Raw genomic sequence first — 20323 nt, 5'->3', positions numbered from 1 at the left:
TCTCCAGAGGTATCCCCTTTGTCCTGCGTGCCGCAAGGGCATTGACCGCGTCATGCGGCCAGCTTCCTGCAATACGCTTTCCGTCGGGGGGGGGTAGGGTTTTTATTTTATCTCTCCCCCGCAGGGGAGAGGTGTAGGGGGAATTACGAAGGCATGGTAATGGCCTGCTTCTCTTCGAGCAGTTTTTCCACTACGCCTGGATCGGCGAGGGTTGACGTATCGCCGAGGTTGCTGGTATCGCCTGCGGCGATTTTGCGCAGAATACGGCGCATTATTTTGCCGGAGCGGGTTTTCGGCAGCGAATCTGTCCAGTGCAGCACATCCGGCGTCGCCAGCGGGCCAATCTCTTTACGCACCCAATTACGCACTTCGGTGTAAAGTTCAGGCGAAGGTTCTTCGCCGTGATTAAGGGTGACGTAAGCGTAAATGGCCTGGCCTTTGATATTGTGCGGAATGCCTACCACCGCGGCTTCGGCGATTTTCGGGTGCGATACCAGCGCCGATTCTATCTCCGCAGTGCCCAGACGGTGGCCGGAGACGTTCAATACGTCATCCACACGTCCGGTGATCCAGTAGTAGCCATCTTCATCACGACGTGCACCGTCGCCGCTGAAGTACTTATTCTTGAAGGTTGAGAAGTAGGTCTGCTCAAAGCGTTCATGATCGCCAAACAGCGTACGCGCCTGGCCCGGCCAGGAGTCGGCAATCACCAGGTTGCCCTCGGTCGCACCCGCCAGCGGGTTGCCTTCGTTATCCACCAGTTCAGGCTTGACGCCAAAGAAGGGCAGGGTAGCGGAACCGGCTTTCAGCTTTGTCGCACCGGGCAATGGGGTGATCATAAATCCGCCGGTTTCCGTCTGCCACCAGGTGTCCATTACCGGACATTTACCGTTGCCGATTTTCGACCAGTACCACTCCCAGGCTTCCGGGTTAATCGGCTCACCTACGGAACCAAGAATACGCAGCGACGAGCGGTCGGTACCCTCAATGGCTTTATCCCCTTCCGCCATCAAGGCGCGGATTGCCGTTGGCGCGGTATAAAGAATATTGACGTCATGTTTGTCCACCACCTGGCTCATGCGCGCCGGGGTTGGCCAGTTCGGCACCCCTTCAAACATCAGCGTGATAGCGCCGCAGGCCAGCGGGCCATACAGTAAATAGCTGTGACCGGTAACCCAGCCGACATCCGCCGTACACCAGTAGACATCGCCTGGATGGTAATCGAAGACATATTTAAAGGTCGATGCGACATAGACAAGGTAACCGCCGGTGGTATGCAGCACGCCTTTCGGTTTACCGGTAGAGCCGGAAGTATAGAGAATAAAGAGCGGATCTTCGGCCCCCACTTCAACAGGCTGATGCTCAGGGCTGGCCTGCTCGGTTAAGTCGTTCCACCACAGATCGCGGCCTTCATGCCACTCAATATTGCCGCCGGTGCGCTTCAGGACGATCACATGCTCAACGCTCGTGACGTTCGGGTTCTTCAGCGCGTCATCAACATTTTTCTTCAGTGGAATGGTGCGTCCGGCGCGCACGCCTTCGTCGGCGGTGATCACCAGCCGCGAGTTCGAGTCGATAATGCGCCCGGCGACTGCTTCCGGCGAGAAGCCGCCGAAAATCACCGAGTGCACCGCGCCAATCCGCGCGCAGGCCAGCATCGCCACCGCCGCTTCCGGCACCATCGGCATATAGATTGCGACAACATCGCCTTTTTGAATGCCCTGCGATACCAGCACGTTGGCAAAGCGGCAAACTTCACGATGCAGTTCACGGTAGGTGATGTATTTGCTCTGGCTGGCGTCATCGCCTTCCCAAATAATCGCGGTTTGATCGCCGCGCTCGGCGAGGTGGCGGTCAAGACAGTTTGCCGCCAGGTTTAGGGTGCCGTCTTCATACCATTTAATGGAAATATTGCCCGGTGCGAAGGAGGTGTTTTTCACCTTCTTATAGGGTTTGATCCAGTCGAGGATTTTCCCTTGCTCGCCCCAGAACGTGTCAGGGTCAGTTACCGATTGTTGGTATTTGGCCTCATACTGCTGCGGATCAATCAAGCAACGCTCCGCAATATTGGCGGGAATATCATGTTTATGTATTTGGCTCATGGCAATTGCTCTCCTTGTAAGATGTTAATAATATGTCAAAAGAACGTTATGAGTAGGGCCTTTGCCAGCTTTGTTTACTATTTGCGCGATAGATCACGCAATGGGTGTATTGCGTAAAAAGAGAGCAAAAGAATTGTGCTGCTGCGCAGTGGATGGAATATCCGCGCCACGAGAAGAAAGGTGCCTCATAACAGTAAGTTATGGTATACAGCGTTACGATGACCCGTAATAAGCGCGTAAAAAATCGGTTACACGCAACTCCCTGAAAAGACACTATGTAATCAATAGGGTGATAATGATTTAGTTAGTGAATTATTAACTGAATTAATCACCATTTGTAGACGATATTTCCGCCAGCGCAGCTCAAGACAGCATTTTCAGTGATTAAAAAGTGTGCAAATGAACCCTCTGTGCGTAATAATTTCTGATGGGGAATATTGGTTTTGAACGCAGTTAAACTTTTTTTATAACAACGAGTTATTGTTGATAACTAAAATAAAAGACGCCTTTTCAGCAAAAAATCAGTCAAACCCCCTCCCGGTATAGGGTTGCGCGTTACACCTTGCAAATGGTACTGATAATGCGCGTTAAAAAACCCCGCAATAATGTGCGACGCGAATCATACCCTTTCAGTATGTGTTGTTCCGTCCCTGGAATGGCGCTTCATTGAGGATGTCTGTAGTTATGAAAAACATGAAAATCAGCCTGGCCTGGCAGATTCTGCTAGCCCTTGTGCTGGGTATTCTTCTGGGCAGTTACCTGCATTACCACAGCGAGAGCCGCGACTGGCTGATAGCGAATCTCCTGTCGCCAGCAGGCGATATCTTTATCCATTTGATTAAAATGATCGTGGTACCGATTGTTATCTCTACGCTGATAGTGGGCATTGCTGGCGTAGGCGACGCAAAGCAGTTGGGCCGTATCGGCGCGAAGACCATCATCTATTTCGAAGTGATCACTACGGTGGCGATTATTCTCGGCATCACGCTGGCGAACGTCTTCCAGCCTGGTGCGGGCATCGATATGTCGCAGCTGGCAACGGTGGATATTTCGAAATACCAAAGCACCACTGCGGACGTGCAAAGCCACGCTCACGGCCTGATGGGGACGATTTTATCGCTGGTGCCGACCAATATCGTCGCGTCGATGGCGAAAGGCGATATGCTGCCGATCATCTTCTTCTCGGTACTGTTTGGACTCGGGCTTTCGTCGCTGCCGGCGACGCACCGCGAGCCGCTAGTTTCCGTCTTCCGTTCCATTTCCGAAACCATGTTTAAAGTTACCCATATGGTGATGCGCTATGCGCCGATCGGCGTGTTTGCGCTGATTTCCGTCACGGTGGCGAACTTTGGTTTTGCCTCGCTGTGGCCGCTGGCGAAGCTGGTGGTGCTGGTCTATTGTGCGATCCTGTTCTTTGCGCTGGTGGTGCTGGGGCTGGTGGCGCGCGTCTGCGGGCTGAGCATCTGGACGTTGATTCGCATCCTGAAAGATGAACTGATCCTGGCCTACTCCACCGCCAGTTCGGAAAGCGTGCTGCCGCGTATTATTGAGAAAATGGAAGCCTACGGCGCACCGGCGTCCATCACCAGCTTCGTGGTGCCGACGGGTTACTCCTTTAACCTCGATGGCTCAACGCTGTATCAAAGCATCGCGGCTATCTTTATCGCCCAGCTGTACGGTATCGATCTCTCGTTGTGGCAGGAGATCATTCTCGTGTTGACGCTGATGGTGACGTCAAAAGGGATTGCCGGCGTGCCTGGCGTCTCCTTTGTGGTTCTGCTGGCGACGCTGGGAAGCGTGGGAATTCCGCTGGAAGGGCTGGCGTTTATCGCTGGTGTCGACCGTATCCTTGATATGGCGCGTACCGCCCTCAACGTGGTGGGGAATGCGCTGGCGGTGCTGGTTATCGCCAAGTGGGAACACAAATTCGACCGCAAAAAGGCGCGAGCCTACGAGCGCGAAATGCTTGGCAAGTTTGATAAAACCGCCCAATAAACTGCTCAATCCCTCCTGTACGGAGGGATTTTTTTATCTAAAAGCAGACGCCACGCTTTCCCTGTTAATGGAAAAACGTTGCCTGAATACGACGTGAGCATAGCGGGGATTGCGGTGTGAAAACGCGGGGCATCAACGCCCCGCATTCAGGATTAACCCATTGCGCTTTCGCGCAGACGGGCTTTCAGCGTGTTGTACTCATCAATGACATACTGCTCGGCGGCGTGCTGATCGGCGATCCGCTCCACGCGCACGGCGCAATATTTGTACTCCGGCGTTTTGGTTATCGGGCTTAAGTTCTCCGTCACCAGTTCGTTACAGGCACCAATCCACCACTGATAGGTCATATACACCGCGCCTTTGTTCGGGCGGTCGCTAACCTGCGCACGGGTGATAATTCTGCCTTTGCGCGAGTTGACCCACACCAGCGCTTCATCTTCAATGCCCAGCCGTTCGGCATCGGCGGTGTTGATTTGCGCATAGCCCGGTTCATCCGCCAGCGCGGCGAGCGCGGCACAGTTACCGGTCATCGAGCGACAGGAGTAGTGGCCCACTTCACGCACGGTGGAGAGCACCATCGGATACTCATCGGTGAGTTTATCCATTGGCGCGACCCAGTCGCAGGTGAAGAATTTCGCCAGCCCGTCCGGGGTATCGAACTTCTCTTTAAACAGATACGACGTCCCCTGATCGGCATCCGATGTGTCACGACACGGCCACTGAATGTAGCCCAGCTCGCCCATTTTTTCGTAGGTCGCGCCGTAGAAGTCCGGGCACAGATGACGCAGCTCGTCCCAGATCTCCTGCGTGTTGTTGTAGTGCATCGGATAACCCATCCGCGTGGCGATCTCGCTGATGATTTGCCAGTCCGTTTTCAGATCCCACTTCGGCTCCACCGCTTTAAAGAAGCGCTGGAAACCGCGATCCGCTGCGGTATAGACGCCTTCATGTTCGCCCCAGGAGGTCGAAGGCAGAATGACATCCGCTTCGGCCGCCGTTTTGGTCATGAAAATGTCCTGTACAATCACCAGTTCAAGGCCTTCGAAGGCTTTACGTACCGCGGAAAGCTCGGCATCCGTTTGCAGCGGATCCTCGCCCATAATGTACGCGGCGCGCACTTCGCCGTGCTCTACGCGGTGCGGCAGCTCACTGATGCGATAGCCCGTATGGGCAGGCAAACTTTCAACGCCCCAGGCTTTGGCGAATTTCTCGCGGTTGGCTTCCTCTTTCACATACTGGTAGCCCGGATAGGTATCCGGCAGCGCACCCATATCGCAGGCACCCTGCACGTTATTCTGTCCACGCACCGGGTTGACCCCAACGTGCGGTTTGCCGAGATTACCCGTCAGCATGGCGAGGCTGGTGAGGGAACGTACTGTTTCCACGCCCTGGTAGAACTGGGTCACGCCCATGCCCCACAGAATAGTGGCGTTTTTCGCTCCGGCATACATGCGGGCGGCCTGCCGGATCTGCTGGGCGCTAACGCCGGTAATTTCCTCGACCGACTCCGGCGTATAGCCTTCGACAATTTTCCGGTACTCTTCAAAACCTTCAGTACGCGCGGCGACAAAGGCGTTGTCGTACAGATTTTCGGCAATAATCACATGCCCGATCGCGTTAAGCAGGGCAATATTCGAGCCGTTTTTCAGTGCGACATGCATATCAGCAATGCGCGCGGTTTCAATTTTGCGCGGATCGCAGACGATGATTTTTGCCCCATTTTGTTTCGCGCGAATCACATGATTAGCGACGATAGGGTGAGAATCCGCCGGGTTGTAACCAAAGATAAACACTAAATCCGTGTTATCGATTTCATTAATAGCATTACTCATCGCGCCATTACCGACCGACTGGTGCAGACCTGCAACCGAAGGGCCGTGTCAGACGCGAGCGCAGCAGTCAACGTTATTGGTACCAATAACGGCGCGCGCGAATTTTTGCATTATGTAGTTGGTTTCATTACCCGTACCGCGGGAAGAGCCGGTGGTCTGGATAGCGTCCGGACCGTACTTCTCTTTGATGGCGCTCAAACGCGCTGCGACATAATCCAGCGCTTCACCCCAGGATACGGACTCTAGTTTGCCGCCGCGCTGGCGACGGATCATCGGGGTTTTCAGGCGAGGCGTCAAAATCTGGGTATCGTTAATAAAATCCCAGCCGTAGTAACCTTTCAGGCACAGCGTGCCCTGATTGGTCTTGCCCTGCGCTGCCTCTGCCCGAACGATTTTGCCGTTATCGACCACCAGGTTAATTTTGCATCCTGAGGCGCAATACGGGCAAACCGTGACGACTTTTTTCATCACTTTCGCTCCAGTTAAGAATATCGCCCCCAATAATGCATTTTCTATGCCACAGTAATCTTGGGGGTAATTGCCGATATTACGCCGCTTATCACGGCTAAATACTGACGAAGCGCAGCCCGTCGTCAAAAGTGACGTGTCGAACAACAGAGGGATGTGACCGCGGTTAAAAATCCGGCATTTATTCACTGCATTTATCTATTCAGGCCAACACAATGGGCCAGAATGAGCAAACGAAGCCTTGCGGAAGCGGACAATGAAACCTGCAATTCTGGTTGTGGATGACGATACGGCGGTGTGTTCCCTGCTGGAGGATGTGCTTAACGAGCATGTTTTCACCGTTTATGCCTGCCATAACGGGCGCGATGCGGTGACGCTCTGCGCGCAGCATACGGATATCGCGCTGGTGCTTTTAGATATGATGCTGCCGGATATCAACGGCCTGCAGGTTTTACAGCAGTTGCAAAAATTGCGCCCGTCGCTGCCGGTGGTAATGCTAACCGGATTGGGTAGCGAAGCGGATGTCGTCGTCGGTCTGGAGATGGGGGCCGATGACTATATTGGTAAGCCCTTTAACGCGCGCGTGCTGGTGGCGCGGGTAAAAGCGGTATTACGGCGAACCGGCGTGCTGGCGGCTGAAGCCCCGGCAGTCAAAACGGCGGGTTTTCTCTTTAACGGCTGGCATCTTGATCCTGAGCGCTGTGAACTGTTTAACCCACAGCAGCAACGGGTGAGCCTCACCCAGGGGGAATACAGCTTGTTGCTGGCGCTGGTGCAAAACGCGCGACGGGTGCTTAACCGCGAGCAGTTGTTGGAGCTAACGCACAGCGAAAGCGTCGAGGTATTTGACCGAACCATTGACGTGCTGATTATGCGCCTGCGGCGCAAAATCGAAATTAATCCCCACCAACCGGTATTGATCAAAACCCTGCGTGGCCTGGGTTATGTCTTTGCCGCCGATGTATCCCATAACAGCCAGGCCGCCTGACACGCTGTTTATCACATCTCTTGCAGTAACGCGTCGAGAGGTTTTGCGCCGTCTATCGCATTCGCACACAGCAGGCTGGTACGGGCGCAGGCGTGCGCTAGCTGAATGCTCTTTTGCAGCGGCCAGGCTTCATGGCAGCCATATAAAAACCCGGCGCAGAAGGCGTCTCCCGCACCAACGCTGCCAATAATCTCCGCCTGACTCAGCATCCGCGAAGGTATCCAACTTCCCGCTTCGCCGGCTTCTTCGCCCCATGCGCCTTCCGGGCAGTGGATTACCACCCGCTGTTTTACCCCCGCCGCCAGCAGTTTTGCCGCCGCACAAGCAATATTATCAATATGCGGCTGGTCGTCGGCGCGGCGCATGACCAGCCCGCTGAATTCACCCGCCTCCAGTTCGTTGATCACCAGGTAATCGAGATGGGGCAAGCAGGGCAGCACTAACGGCTGATAGCGCGGGTCGCCCTTGCGCGACACCAGATCCAGCGAGGTAGCAAAGCCCAGCTCGCGCATCTGCGCCAGCAGGCGTGCGCTGCGGGTGCCAAATTCGTCATCGGGCTTATCAAGGCTGTCGAGCAGCAGCAGATAACCGAGGTGGAAAATTTTCATGCTGCTGTCCAGCCCGTCAAAGGCAGGCAGATCCAGCAGGCGGTTCGCCCCCGGCGAGTGGAAAAAGGTGCGCTGACCAGACGGATCCGTCATCACCTGCGACATCGAGGTTGGCGCAGAAGTGGTGCGTTGCACATGCTGGCGGTTGACATGGTACTGCTCAAGCATCGCTAAAATGTAGTCGCCATCGTTGTCTTCACCCACCAGCCCGACCGCCTGCAGCGGCAGGCCAACGTGCATTTTCGCCAGCGTCAACAGCACGTTGAGCGGCGCGCCGCCGGTAGAACGCTCGCTTTGGGTGATTTCCGCCAGCCAGCCGCGCTCCGGCCACTGCACGATTTGGTGAACATGGTCGACCAGCATATTGCCAGCGGCGATAACCCCTTTACGTTCCATCACAGTTTTCCCGCGCTGCCGAAGATACGCATCTGCCCGGCAACGGTGTCCGTAATCGCCTCTTCAACGCTCAGTAACAGCTGCGCAAACTCATCGTACAGCGGCTGGCGGTTCGCCATACGCTGCTCAATAGCGCCGAGCGCCGCCTGCGACATGCCGGTGTAGAAGTTGATTTTATGAATACCCAGCGAGATGGCACGGCGGAAATCATCATCGCTGATACCGGAGCCGCCGTGCAGCACCAACGGCAGACCGGTTTGCTGGCGAATGGCGTCGAGGCGCTCAAAATCGAGCTTCGGTTCGCCTTTATATTTACCGTGCGCATTGCCAATGGCCACCGCCAGCGTATCGATACCCGTTTGATCGACAAAGTCCCGCGCAAGTAAAGGATCGGTGAAACAGGCTTCGTCGGCGTGACCATACAGCGCGCCGCCTTCATCCCCGCCCACCGCGCCGAGTTCTGCTTCAACAGAGACGCCCACCGCATGGCACATCTTCACCACTTCCCGCGTCTGGCGGATATTCTCTTCATAAGAAAGGGTAGAGCCATCAAACATCACCGAGCTAAAGCCGAGGCGCAGGGCGCGCACCACCGATTCGAAATGCAGCCCGTGATCGAGGTTTAACACTACAGGAATATCGTGGCGGGCGGCTTCAAACTTCACCGCTTCCACCAGCGACTCCAGCGAAATGTACTTAAAATGGACTTCGGCGATATTAATAATAAACGGCGAACGCTCCTGTTTTGCGGCGGCGAACAGGGCGCGTAAAAAGTGGGAGTCGAGCACGTTAAACGCGCCGAGTGCGTACCGGTGTTCGCGGGCGTGCGCCAGCCCTTGTGCAAGCGAAATTAGCGCCATAACACTCTCCTTTAGCTCAGAAACAGATGGTACTCGTTGCACAACACCAGCTGTGCCGGTTCGTCTTCCAGTACCTCGTTGTACCTGTCCATCGCCGCGAGGAAGTGGTTATCATGATCGTCATCGTTGACGGATGAGACTTCCCCGACCAGTACGTCGCCAAAGCCCGGCTCGCCCCAGAAGCTGTGATACAGACCCGGCGGCAGGCAAATACTTTCCCCTGGTGCGAGGCGCAATTGGCTGCCTGCCGCGTGTGTCTGAATACAGCCATCAATGACCACGGTAACGTCGGTATTCAGCGTTTCGTCCTGCGCGCCGGCGTTCCACAGTTCGATAATTAAATTGCCGCCGCCGCGATTAATGATGTCCTCGCGCTTACGCCAGTGAAAATGCATCGGCGTGAGCTGCGCGTCGCGTACGTGCATGATCTTTTCCGCATAACATTTCGCATAAAGCGTGCCGTCCGGTGAGCCGTTACGCAGGGTAAACAGCGTCAGCCCCTGGGTGTAAAAATCCGTGCTGCCAAAGGCGGTCACGTCCCAGCCTAACTTCAGGTCGAACACTTCGCGCCAGGCCTCTCTGTCCAGCTGTTGCCATTGGGTTGGCGGAAAGCTGGCAAAAGGGGGCAGATGCACATCATGCATGGAGAAGAACTGCCGTGTGTGACCGAGAATCTCATTAATAGCGGAGCGTTTCATGGTATCCCCTGGGTTGGCGCTCCCTCTCCCCTGTGGGAGAGGGAGAAAGCCCTTATTTCACCGTCCAGCCTTTATAGGTGCTGACGCTCTGCTTATCGATCATCGTCACCGGGATCAGTACCGGTTCTTTCGGTGCCGCTTTGCCCTGCAGAATGTCATAACCAATTTCCACCGCGCGGGCCGCCATCACTTGTGGATCCTGTGCGGGGGTCGCGACAAACAGTGAATTCTTACGTTTTAGCGCCTCTTCACCGTCCGGGCTGCCATCGACGCCAACGATAAAGAACTCGTTACGCTGCGCCTGTTTCGCCGCCAGATCGGCACCGATCGCCGTCGGATCGTTAATCGCGAACACGCCGTCGATTTTTGGATTGGCGGCAAGCAGGGAAGTCATCACTTCCAGCCCGCCTTCACGGCTGCCTTTGGCGTTCTGGTTATCGGAAAGCACCTTGATGTCCGGGTGGCGTTTAAACTCGGTCTGGCAGCCTTCGACACGGTTCTGCACGGCGGAAACCGGCGGTCCGTTGATGATCACCACATTGCCTTTGCCTTTCAGGCGCTCGGTGATGTATTTACAGGCCATTTCACCCGCCTGGGTGTTATCGGAGGTAATGGTGGCATCTGCGCCTTCCGCCGCCACGTCAACAGCAACCACCACGATCCCGGCCTCTTTCGCCCGTTTTACCGCCGGGCCAATGCCTTTGGAATCCGCCGCGTTGAGGATGATCATGTCCACTTTGGCGGCGATAAAGTTGTCAATTTGCCCCACCTGCTGGCCGAGATCGTAGCCGCTGGAGACCAGCGTTACTTTGACCTTATCGCCCGCCAGTTTGCGTGCTTCGAGTTCCGCGCCCTTAGTGATTTGCACGAAGAAGGGGTTAGCTAAATCACCCACCGTGACGCCGATGGACTTCAGTTCTTTGGCCTGCGCAAACGGGGCGCTGGCGAGCAGGGCACCCGCGCAGAGCGCAGTGACAAGAGGTTTAAGACGCATGCTGTAATCCTCACTTATGTTGCTGTTTTGTAGGGTATTGTTATGCTGCCTGATGATGCCGGGTACGGTATTTGTCGATCAGCACCGCTATGATGATCACCGCCCCTTTGATCACCAATTGCCAGAAGTAGGAGACGCCCATCAGCGTCATCCCGTTGTTTAAGGTAGCGATGATGAGCGCCCCCACCAGCGTGCCGGTGATGGTGCCGATGCCGCCGACAAAGCTGGTTCCGCCGAGGATCACCGCCGCGATGGCGTCCAGTTCGTAGCCCATGCCGAGGTTGCCGTTGGCGCTGTACAAACGCGAAGCGCTCATCACCCCGCCGAGACCGGAGAGCAGACCGCTCATGCCATAGACGAAGAGTAAAACCAGCCACACTTTGATGCCGGTAAGCCGGGCGGCCTGCATATTGCCGCCGACCGCGTAGATATGAACGCCGAGGGTGGTGCGGCGCAGAATAAACCAGCACAGCGCGATCACCGCCAGCGCGATCACCACCAACCACGGGATCGGCCCCAAATAGTTATTGCCGACCCACTCAAAACTGATATCGGAGTTAATCACGGTGGTGCCATCGGCCAGCAGATAGGCCGCGCCGCGCAGCGCCGTATAGGTGCCGAGCGTCACGATAAACGGCGGTAGTCCGGCGAACGCCACCAGCGCGCCATTAAACAACCCCAGCAGCAGGCCCAGAATCAGCGCCGCCGGTACCGACAGCATGGCAAACTGCGGGATCAGCGAGACCACCATCGCCGCCACCGCCGTGGTGCCAAGAATAGAGCCGACGGACAGGTCGATACCGCCGGTAAGAATGATAAAAGTCATCCCCGCTGCCAGTACGATATTAATCGACGCCTGGCGGGTGATATTCAGCAGGTTGCTCTCAGTAAAAAAGTTCGGCGTGATAAAGCCAAATACGGCGACGATCAGGATCAAAATCGGCAGAATACCGACGGTTTGCATCAAATCGCCCATCAGCAGCTTTTTGGCGGAAGCCGATTTGGCGACGTCGGTGGCTGTGGGAGCTTTATATTCAGTCATGGTTTACCGCCTGAGGATGGGATTCGTTAACGCCGGTCGCCAGCGTCATAATATTTTCCTGGGTGATTTCGCCGTTATGTAACTCGCCTGCAATCTCACCTTCGCGCATCACATACACCCGATCGCTCATACCGACCACTTCGGGCAATTCGCTGGAGATCATTAAGATCGCCACGCCCTGGCGCGCCATTTGGTTCATGATCCGGTAGATCTCGCTTTTTGCGCCGACGTCGACGCCGCGCGTCGGCTCATCAAGGATCAGGATGCGCGGACCAATCGCGACCCAGCGCGAGATCAGTAGTTTTTGCTGGTTGCCACCGGAAAGCCCGCCCGCACGCACTTGCGCGTGCGGCACGCGGATATTCAACAATTTGATGGCGTCATCAGAGATCGACTGCGCTTTCTTGCGGTTGAGCAGACCCCAGGCCGCATCGCGTTCCAGCGTCGCCATGGTGATGTTCTCCTGCGCCGCCAGTTCGAGAAACAGACCCTGCTCTTTGCGGTTTTCGGTCAAAAAGCCAATGCCTAAATCAATAGCGGCGCGCGGCGAGTGAACAACGACCGGTTCGCCATCCACTTCGATCATCCCACCGGTGGCTTTGCGCACGCCGAAGATCAACTGCGCCAGCTCTGAGCGTCCTGCGCCAACCAGCCCGGCGAGGCCGACAATCTCGCCGGCGCGTACTTGTAAACTGACCGGGCGGATCTTTTCGCCATCCGTCAGGTGATGCACGCTCAGGCGCGGGTTGCCGAGAGGAATATCGCGCTCTTTATTAAATAGATCGCTCAGGGGACGGCCGACCATCATGCGCACCAGTTCCGAGGCGTTCAGCTTGTCGCGGGTCAGGCTGCCGACATATTGCCCGTCGCGCAGCACGCTCACGCGATCCGACAGTTCATACACCTCCGCCATGCGGTGGCTGATATAGATAATCGCCATTCCTTCATCGCGCAGACGCAGGATCAGCTCAAACAGGCGGTGGGTTTCACGTGATGAGAGGGCGGCGGTGGGCTCATCCATCACCAGAATACGGCTGTTGCGATGGAGCGCGCGGGCGATCTCCACCTGCTGCTGTTCGGCAATGGTGAGCGTCATCACCCGGTCGGTGGCTTTAAAATTCGCGCCAAGACGATCGATTACCGCCTGCGCCTGGGCGGCCATCTCTTTGCGCTGCACCAGCCCGCCGCGGGCAATTTCGCTGCCGAGGAAAATATTTTCCGCGACCGTAAGATTGGGGGCGAGCTGCATCTCCTGATAAATCAGGGTAATGCCTGCCGCCAGCGCGTCTTTCGGCCCTTTTATGCTGTAAGGCTGGCCGTCAATAAGGATCTCGCCGCTGGTGGCGCTATAGGCACCGGCAAGAATTTTCATTAAGGTGCTTTTACCCGCGCCGTTTTCCCCCATCAGCGCATGGATCTCACCGGACCAGACCGTCAGATCCACCCCTTTAAGCGCGTAAAACTTGCCAAAGGCTTTGGCAATGTTGCGCATCTCGAGAACGGGCGTTGTGCTCATGTCAGGCTCCTCGCAAGGACGATATCCGCACTTCATCACAGGTTGGTAAATGGATAATGTCAGCGGCTGTTCATATTTGTCATAGTGATGTATTGCGACCGCGTTGAGTCCGTTGTGGAGCCACTATGCCGTATCGCGCAAACCCGTTTTTTTCCAGCGCCCGTGGGCGCCTGCTGTTTTTTAATGTGCTGGTGGTGGCCGTGACCTTGATGGTTTGCGGCATGGCGGTGTTTGGCTTTCGCCATGCCAGCCAGATTCAGGAACAGGTGCAGCAGCAAACCCTCGACGACATGACCAGTAGCATGAACCTGGCGCGCGATACCGCAAGCGTTGCCACGGCGGCGGTGCGATTAACGCAGGTGGTGGGCGCGCTGGAGTACAAAGGGGAAGCGGAGCGGCTAAAAGCAATGCAAAACGCCCTGCAATACTCCCTGAGCCAACTGGCAAACGCGCCGCTGGCGCAGCAGGAGCCACAGCTGGTGGCGCAGATCATTCGCCGCAGCCATGAGCTGCAGCAAAGCGTCACCGAGATGCTGCAGCGCGGTCAGCATCGCCATCTCGAACGCAATGCGCTTCTCAGCTCCCTCTATCAAAGCCAGAGCTACCTGCGCCATTTGCAGGACGTTAACGCCCGCGACGACCATAATCTTCCCGATGTTCGCCTGCTGGCCGAGATGGACCGGCTGCTCAACGCCGCCATCCAAACGCCTTCCCCGCGAGCCACCATTAAGCAGCTCACGGAGGTGATGGCCCAATTGCCAGAGCAAAGCACCCAGCCGCTGGTGGCGTGGATCCTGCCGGATTTCAGCGCCGAGTTGCGCAAGCTTGCGCCGCTGTCGCAGCAGCTGGAAGAGAGCGATTTAGCGATTAGCTGGTCGATGTTTCATATCAAAGCGCTGGTGGCGCTGCTTAATAGCGATATCAATCAGTATGTTGCTGCGGTGGCAAAAGCCTCCGATTTGCGCACCGCCCAGAGCCATCAAGAGATGCGTTCGATCATTCTCTTTATCAGTCTTTTCGCCCTGCTGGCGCTGGTGATCACCGCATTTGCCGGTTGGTATATCTATCGCAACCTCGGCTCGCGGCTGACGGCGATATCCCGCGCGATGACCCGGCTGGCACGCGGCGAGCAGGACGTCTCCGTTCCCGGCCTGCAGCGGCGTGACGAACTGGGTGAGCTGGCGCGGGCGTTTAACGTCTTTGCCCGCAATACCGCGTCGCTGCAGCACACCTCGAAACTGCTGAAAGAGAAAAGTACCCAACTGGAAACCACCTTTCACGCCATGCGCGACGGTTTTGCCCTGTTTGATAATCAGGGCTGCCTGGTGGTGTGGAACCCGCAATATCCGCTGCTGCTGGGGCTCACCGCCGACACGCTGCAGCGCGGGCACCATTATCAAACCCTGCTGCGCCAGGTGAGCGATTTACCGGCACATATACAGGAAAACCTTGCTCGTCCGCTGCCGGAACCGCAGGAGCTGCGGCTGGCGGATAATCGCACCATTGAGCTGCGTTTTAGCCCGGTGCCGGGTCGCGGACTGGTGAATGTGGTGCTGGATCGTACCGAGCGTAAAGCGCTGGAAGCGGCGCTGCTGCACAGCCAGAAGATGAAAGCCGTGGGGCAGCTTACCGGCGGGCTGGCCCATGATTTTAACAATTTGCTGGCGGTCATCATCGGCAGCCTCGAACTGGTATCGCCGGATTCACCGGATGCGCCGCGCATCTCGCGGGCGTTAAAGGCTGCCGAACGCGGTGCGCTGCTCACCCAGCGGCTGCTGGCGTTTTCCCGTAAACAGTCGTTGCACCCGCACGCGGTTGAAATGCAGCCGCTGCTGGAAAACTTAAGCGAACTGCTGCACCACTCGCTCCCGGCGACCCTGACGCTGGAAATAGAGGCGCAGCATCCAGCGTGGCCAGCGTGGATCGACGTCGGTCAACTGGAAAACGCCATTATCAATCTGGTGATGAACGCCCGCGACGCGATGGAAGGGCAGAGTGGGGTGATTAAAGTGCGCACCTGGAACCAGCGCGTCACCCGCAGCGACGGACGTAAGCAGGATATGGTGGCGCTGGAAGTGGTCGATCACGGCTGCGGGATGTCACAAGAGGTTAAAGTGCGGGTCTTTGAGCCCTTTTTTACCACTAAACAGACCGGCAGCGGCAGCGGGCTTGGCTTGTCGATGGTGTACGGTTTTATCCGTCAGTCCGGCGGGCGCGTAGAAATTGAAAGCGCGCCGGGGCAGGGCACGGTTGTGCGTTTGCAGCTCCCGCGCGCAACGGTGCAGGCGCAGGCGCAGGCGCAACGCGAGCCGGATGTTGCACAAACCTACGATACCCGCGACCGGCTGATTCTGGTACTGGAAGATGAGGCGGATGTTCGCCAGACCCTTTGTGAGCAGCTTCATGAACTGGGCTATTTAACCCTCGAGGCGGAAACGGGCGAGCAGGCGTTACAGCTGTTGAGTGCCTCGACGGAGATTGGCGCGCTGATAAGCGATCTGATGTTGCCCGGTGCGTTAAGCGGCGCAGAGGTGATTAACCAGGCCCGGCTGCACCACCCACAATTGCCGCTGTTGCTGATAAGCGGCCAGGATCTGCGCCCGACGGATAACCCGGCGTTGCCGGACGTTGAGCTGTTGCGCAAACCGTTTACCCGCATCCAGCTTGCCCAGGCGCTGCGGCGGATTGCGGCGTAATGGATTTGAGAATCCTCCGCTACACACCGTAACAGCAGCTGGATTAACGTAGGCCTCGTCCTTACTTGAGGCTGACCATTATGAAACGTTATGCGAACGCGCTACTGTTCGGCGCACTGTTACTCAGCGGTCAGGTTGCCCACGCGGATGTGGTTGATGATGCCATCGGCAACATTCAGCGGGCTATTGGCGACGCGTATAACCAGGACAGTCGTGACCATCGGCGCGAGGATGACTATCAGCGCAGCGAGGAACGCAGGCAGGATGACGACCGTTATCGGCAGCTTGAAGACCGCCGTCGCCAGCTTGATGACCGCCAGCGCCAGCTCGATCGGGAGCGGCGCCAGCTTGAAGATGAACAGCGCAGGCTGGAAGAGCGGGATGATTACCGTTAATGCGGCTACGCAGAGATGCGTAAACCCAGACGCGCGGGAACGACATCTTCCAGTAGCGCGACCAGCTGTGGGTCCATAAAGGGATAGTGATCCGGAATATCCAGCACATAAACCGGTTTATGCTGCACCAGACGGCTAAAGTCCGCCAGCAGCCGGCTTTTGTGATGCTCTTCCATCACGCAGATAACATCTGCCCAGGAGAGAATGGCGGGAGAGACGGTTTTTCGCGCCTGGCGTTGCGTACCGGCGGAGCGGGCATTCAGCCCCGGGTAGCGACGAAATACCTGTTCAGCCGTAGGGCTGCGCCACTGGTTCCGACTACAAATAAAAAGCACATTCATGGCAAGCTCAATACTCTTCAAAGCCGCGATATGCTTATTACTGCCAGGCCATACGCGGGTAAGTAAGACTCTGTTGCGTTACGCGCAACTACTTGTTTGCGAGTCTGTACGCTTAATCCCTCAAACGACCTCTTCACAGGCTGCGTGCGCTTGTTTCGCTTCCAGCGGAAAAGCGCGAAGAATATATCCATATTGTGCGGTCTAATCCAGCACAATTCGCATCTCATCATAACCTGCTTCAAACCCCGTCGGCAGCGGGTTTTTCATCATCCATTGATCAAAGACATGACTGATATGCGTTAGGATCACTCGTGGGCAGCCAATTATCTCATTTAGAGCAATAACCGTACTTAAATCACAGTGATTTTTTGGCGTTTGCGCACGCGGTTCATATGAACAATCTATCACCACCACCTGCGGACGGTTATTAAGCAGAAACTTCAGCGTCTTGTCCGGCAGGCCCGCCGTATCACAAAGCCAGGCTACCCGGCTGTGGGCCGATTCGAGAAAATAGCCGAAGGTTAGCTTTGAGTGATTCAGCGGCAGCGGCGTAACCTGCAATCCTTGCAGTTCGAACACGACGAAAGGGGCGACAGTATGGCTGAAATCGAGCAGTCCGGGATGTTTAAACAGATCGTCACAGCCCTGTTCATCCGGCGGGCCATAAACCGGGATTTTATCGCCCACTCCCCAACGCAGGGGAAACAGCCCCTGGACATGATCCATATGATAGTGGGTGAGTAAAAACTGTTGAACATCGCCGGGGGAGAACTTATCCATCAAAGTGGGGATACCGGCGTCGAGCAGGGTGACTGCATCGTTAAACTTCACCACCGCGCTACAGGGTTGGCGACGGTAAGTGTGGTTCTGGCGGGCGCGGTGACAGGCCGCGCAGCTGCAGCCAAAAACCGGTACCAGCTGCGCGCCGCCGGTGCCGGTGAGAGTGATTGTCAGGCTCATAGCACCTCGCTTTAACGGTGGAAACAGCGTTATCGGTGCGGACATGTCGCACCGATATCACTACGCGCTTTTCCCTTGTTGCGCACGAATCAGCCTCACCAGTCCTTCAACTGTCTGAAGCAAACTGCCATCATTGTTCAGGGTCAGGCACTGGCCGGGTTGATAACGCGCCGCTCTTTGCAGACGCGCGTTGATTTCGACGGCGTTCTCGCGACCGCGTTGTTCCAGACGCTGGCGCAGGATCGCCGGTGAAACCTGCACATACACCGGCATCAGCATCTCGCCATACTGCGCTTGCGCCTGGGGTAAATGCCCGCGCGAGCCGTTAACCACCACGTCGAATCCCGCCTGTAGCCAGAGATCGATCTCCGCGCCGATAGCGTAGTAAAACTCGTTGGCATGCCAGCTCAGGCTGAAAAGATGCTGCTCCTCGCGGGTAAAAAACTCGTTAACGCTCAGGGCGATATGGTTCTCGCTGCCAGCGCTGGCCGGGCGGGTGATGTAGCGATGGGCGACCAGTAACTGCGGGTGTTCTCGCTGGCGAAGCGCCGCCAGCAGGCTATCTTTACCCGCGCCGGACGGCCCCATTAACCAGATCAGTCGTGCCATCAGAAAACCCTTTTCCCCGCGCGCCAGACGTGATCAATATGCACATGGTCACCTTTATGGTGGGCCAGCACCAAATCCGCCCGCTTGCCTTCGCCAATCACGCCGCGATCTTGCAGATTCAGCGCCTGCGCCGGGTTTTTCGTCACCAGGCGAATCGCTTTCGCCAGGGTAAAATCATTCTCCTCATCGGCGGCGACGCGAAACGCTGCATCCAGCAGGCTGGCGGGATAGTAATCGGAAGACAAAATATCCAGCATGCCGAGCTGCGCCAGTTTATGCGCCGCGACGTTTCCCGAATGGGAGCCACCACGCACGATATTCGGCGCGCCCATCAGCACGCTCAAACCATGCTTGCGCGAGGCTTCCGCTGCGGCGAAGGTGGTGGGAAATTCGGCGATCACGCTGCCTAACTGATGGGATTCCACCACATGTTCGTGGGTGGCGTCATCGTGGCTGGCAAGGGGCAACTCGCGCGACTTGCAGATCGCGGCAATGGCTAAGCGGTTTGGCTGCGACCACTGCGCCGCCAGCGCCAGTTGCTCCTGCTCAAATCTGTCCATCTGTGCATCATTAAGATGATATTTACCCTGATAATACTCGCGATACTTCTCGTGGCTGGCGTACTGGCGCTGTCCCGGCGAGTGATCCATCAGCGACACCAGCGCCACCGGTTCGCGGCCAACAAGTTTTTCAAACAGCGGCAGCGTGGTGTGGTGCGGCAGTTCGCAGCGTAGATGCAGGCGGTGCTCGGCGCGGTTCAACCCGCGCTTTTGTGAATCTTCGACGGCATTGATCATCTTTTGCAGATTATCCAGCCGATCGCCGCCGTCGCGGACATCGCCAATCGCCACCGCGTCGAGCACGGTAGTGATGCCGCTGGCGACCATCAGCGCATCGTGGCTGCTCATCGCCGAATGGGCGGGCCAGTCCACTTTCGGGCGCGGCGTGAAAAACTTATCCAGATTATCGGTATGCAGTTCGATAAGCCCCGGCATCAGCCAGCCGCCATCGCCATCGTGCGCGCCCGGCTGGCGGCTTTGGGTTTCGGCAAAGGCGCGAATGATTCCGTCCTGCACCTCCAGCGAGCCGCTGACCACTTCCTCTTCGAGAACTAGTTTGACGTTATTGATGATCATGCCGCTTCTCCCATCGGATAGAGCCGGTCGGCAACATGCTCGCGGACTGCGCTGTCATGAAAAATACCGACAATCGCCGCGCCGCGTGCTTTCGCCTGGGCGATCAGCGCCACCACGGCGGCGCTGTTTTTCTCATCCAGCGACGCGGTGGGTTCGTCGAGGAGCAAAATGGGGTAATCGACAATAAAGCCACGGGCAATATTGACGCGCTGCTGCTCGCCGCCGGAAAAGGTGGCGGGGGCCAGGTGCCACAGCCGTTCCGGTACGTTGAGGCGGGTAAGCAGTTCACCTGCCTGTTGCGCACAGCGTTCGCGGTCAACGCCCTGTTCCAGCAGCGGTTGCATCACCACATCCAGCGCGCTAACCCGCGGTATGACGCGTAAAAACTGGCTTACCCAGCCAATGGTATGGCGGCGAACTTCCAGCACTTTACGCGCGGGCGCATGCACCAAATCGACCCATTCATTGCCATGTTTGACATGGATATGCCCGGCGTCGGGCAGGTAATTGGCGTACAGCGAGCGCAGCAGGGTAGATTTGCCGCTGCCGGAATGGCCGTGCAGCACCACGCATTCACCGGCCTCGACGCTTAACGATGTCTCACGCAGCACCGGCAGGTGTACGCCGTTTTGATGATGCAGGACAAAGGTCTTGCTGACATTTTCCACACGCAAAACAGTCATCGGA

At 56.7% G+C, this 20323-nt stretch carries 17 protein-coding genes; 4 read left to right on the top strand and 13 right to left on the bottom strand.

Going from position 1 to position 20323, the window contains the following annotated elements; translation table 11 throughout:
• Window positions 1–143 precede the first annotated feature (143 nt).
• Window positions 144–2102 carry an acetate--CoA ligase gene (gene acs / locus RW65_RS05645; protein WP_039055705.1) on the bottom strand — a complete coding sequence of 653 codons (1959 nt, stop codon included), beginning with the start codon at window positions 2100–2102 and terminating at the stop codon, window positions 144–146.
• A gap of 684 nt (window positions 2103–2786) precedes the next feature.
• Here acs and gltP point away from each other — a divergent pair.
• On the top strand, window positions 2787–4097 hold the full coding sequence (gene gltP, locus RW65_RS05640; protein ID WP_039055704.1) for a glutamate/aspartate:proton symporter GltP: 1311 nt from the start codon (window positions 2787–2789) through the stop codon (window positions 4095–4097).
• A 152-nt stretch (window positions 4098–4249) separates the two neighbouring features.
• Here the strand turns inward: gltP and fdhF are convergent, their stop codons facing one another.
• Window positions 4250–6397 (bottom strand): formate dehydrogenase subunit alpha, encoded by a 2148-nt coding sequence (gene fdhF / locus RW65_RS05635; RefSeq protein WP_082022410.1) that lies wholly within the window; start codon window positions 6395–6397, stop codon window positions 4250–4252.
• 256 nt (window positions 6398–6653) lie between these two features.
• Between fdhF and RW65_RS05625 the strand changes: the two genes are divergently transcribed.
• The gene (locus tag RW65_RS05625; RefSeq protein ID WP_039055701.1) at window positions 6654–7385 is read left to right on the top strand and encodes a response regulator; all 732 of its coding nucleotides are present in this window, start codon (window positions 6654–6656) and stop codon (window positions 7383–7385) included.
• Window positions 7386–7396: 11 nt separating this feature from the next.
• Here the strand turns inward: RW65_RS05625 and RW65_RS05620 are convergent, their stop codons facing one another.
• From RW65_RS05620 to RW65_RS05595, 6 genes are read right to left on the bottom strand one after another with little or no spacing between them, the layout of a single operon-like run.
• Window positions 7397–8392 carry a carbohydrate kinase family protein gene (locus RW65_RS05620; RefSeq protein ID WP_156123974.1) on the bottom strand — a complete coding sequence of 332 codons (996 nt, stop codon included), beginning with the start codon at window positions 8390–8392 and terminating at the stop codon, window positions 7397–7399.
• Window positions 8389–9249 (bottom strand): ketose 1,6-bisphosphate aldolase, encoded by an 861-nt coding sequence (locus RW65_RS05615; RefSeq protein WP_039055699.1) that lies wholly within the window; start codon window positions 9247–9249, stop codon window positions 8389–8391. The genes RW65_RS05620 and RW65_RS05615 overlap by 4 nt, the downstream gene beginning before the upstream one ends.
• Window positions 9250–9260: 11 nt before the next feature.
• Window positions 9261–9947 carry a D-lyxose/D-mannose isomerase gene (locus RW65_RS05610; protein WP_039055697.1) on the bottom strand — a complete coding sequence of 229 codons (687 nt, stop codon included), beginning with the start codon at window positions 9945–9947 and terminating at the stop codon, window positions 9261–9263.
• 52 nt (window positions 9948–9999) lie between these two features.
• Complete coding sequence (locus tag RW65_RS05605) at window positions 10000–10941, bottom strand: ABC transporter substrate-binding protein (protein WP_039055696.1); 942 nt, start codon at window positions 10939–10941, stop codon at window positions 10000–10002.
• A gap of 40 nt (window positions 10942–10981) precedes the next feature.
• Complete coding sequence (locus RW65_RS05600; protein ID WP_039055695.1) at window positions 10982–11983, bottom strand: ABC transporter permease subunit; 1002 nt, start codon at window positions 11981–11983, stop codon at window positions 10982–10984.
• Complete coding sequence (locus RW65_RS05595; RefSeq protein WP_039055694.1) at window positions 11976–13499, bottom strand: sugar ABC transporter ATP-binding protein; 1524 nt, start codon at window positions 13497–13499, stop codon at window positions 11976–11978. Before RW65_RS05595 ends, RW65_RS05600 begins: the two co-directional genes overlap by 8 nt.
• Window positions 13500–13624: 125 nt before the next feature.
• On the opposite strand from RW65_RS05595, the gene RW65_RS05590 reads away from it, so the two are divergent.
• Window positions 13625–16195, top strand: coding sequence for an ATP-binding protein (locus tag RW65_RS05590; protein WP_039055693.1), 2571 nt, complete (start codon window positions 13625–13627; stop codon window positions 16193–16195).
• Between the two features lie 80 nt (window positions 16196–16275).
• On the top strand, window positions 16276–16590 hold the full coding sequence (gene yjdP, locus RW65_RS05585; protein ID WP_039055692.1) for a DDRRRQL repeat protein YjdP: 315 nt from the start codon (window positions 16276–16278) through the stop codon (window positions 16588–16590).
• Between the two features lie 5 nt (window positions 16591–16595).
• On the opposite strand, the gene RW65_RS05580 is transcribed toward yjdP, so the two are convergent.
• The 5 genes from RW65_RS05580 to phnL all read right to left on the bottom strand — a co-directional run bounded on the left by RW65_RS05580 (window position 16596) and on the right by phnL (window position 20319).
• Entirely contained in the window at window positions 16596–16931 is a 336-nt protein-coding gene (locus RW65_RS05580) for a low molecular weight protein tyrosine phosphatase family protein (RefSeq protein ID WP_039055691.1), read from the bottom strand.
• A gap of 201 nt (window positions 16932–17132) precedes the next feature.
• A complete protein-coding gene (phnP, locus tag RW65_RS05575; RefSeq protein ID WP_039055690.1) occupies window positions 17133–17891 on the bottom strand; it encodes a phosphonate metabolism protein PhnP in 759 nt (252 codons plus the stop codon).
• A 60-nt stretch (window positions 17892–17951) separates the two neighbouring features.
• Window positions 17952–18503, bottom strand: a complete 552-nt coding sequence (gene phnN, locus RW65_RS05570) for a ribose 1,5-bisphosphokinase (RefSeq protein WP_197058868.1) — start codon at window positions 18501–18503, stop codon at window positions 17952–17954.
• Window positions 18500–19636 (bottom strand): alpha-D-ribose 1-methylphosphonate 5-triphosphate diphosphatase, encoded by a 1137-nt coding sequence (phnM, locus tag RW65_RS05565; RefSeq protein ID WP_039055688.1) that lies wholly within the window; start codon window positions 19634–19636, stop codon window positions 18500–18502. Before phnM ends, phnN begins: the two co-directional genes overlap by 4 nt.
• Window positions 19633–20319, bottom strand: a complete 687-nt coding sequence (gene phnL / locus RW65_RS05560; protein ID WP_039055687.1) for a phosphonate C-P lyase system protein PhnL — start codon at window positions 20317–20319, stop codon at window positions 19633–19635. The genes phnM and phnL overlap by 4 nt, the downstream gene beginning before the upstream one ends.
• Window positions 20320–20323: the final 4 nt, after the last annotated feature.

It is taken from the genome of Enterobacter sp. Bisph1 (assembly GCF_000814905.1).
GTDB lineage: Bacteria > Pseudomonadota > Gammaproteobacteria > Enterobacterales > Enterobacteriaceae > Kosakonia.
The sequence above is the reverse complement of the archived record's forward strand: the minus strand, read 5'-3'. Positions and strand labels throughout refer to the sequence as shown.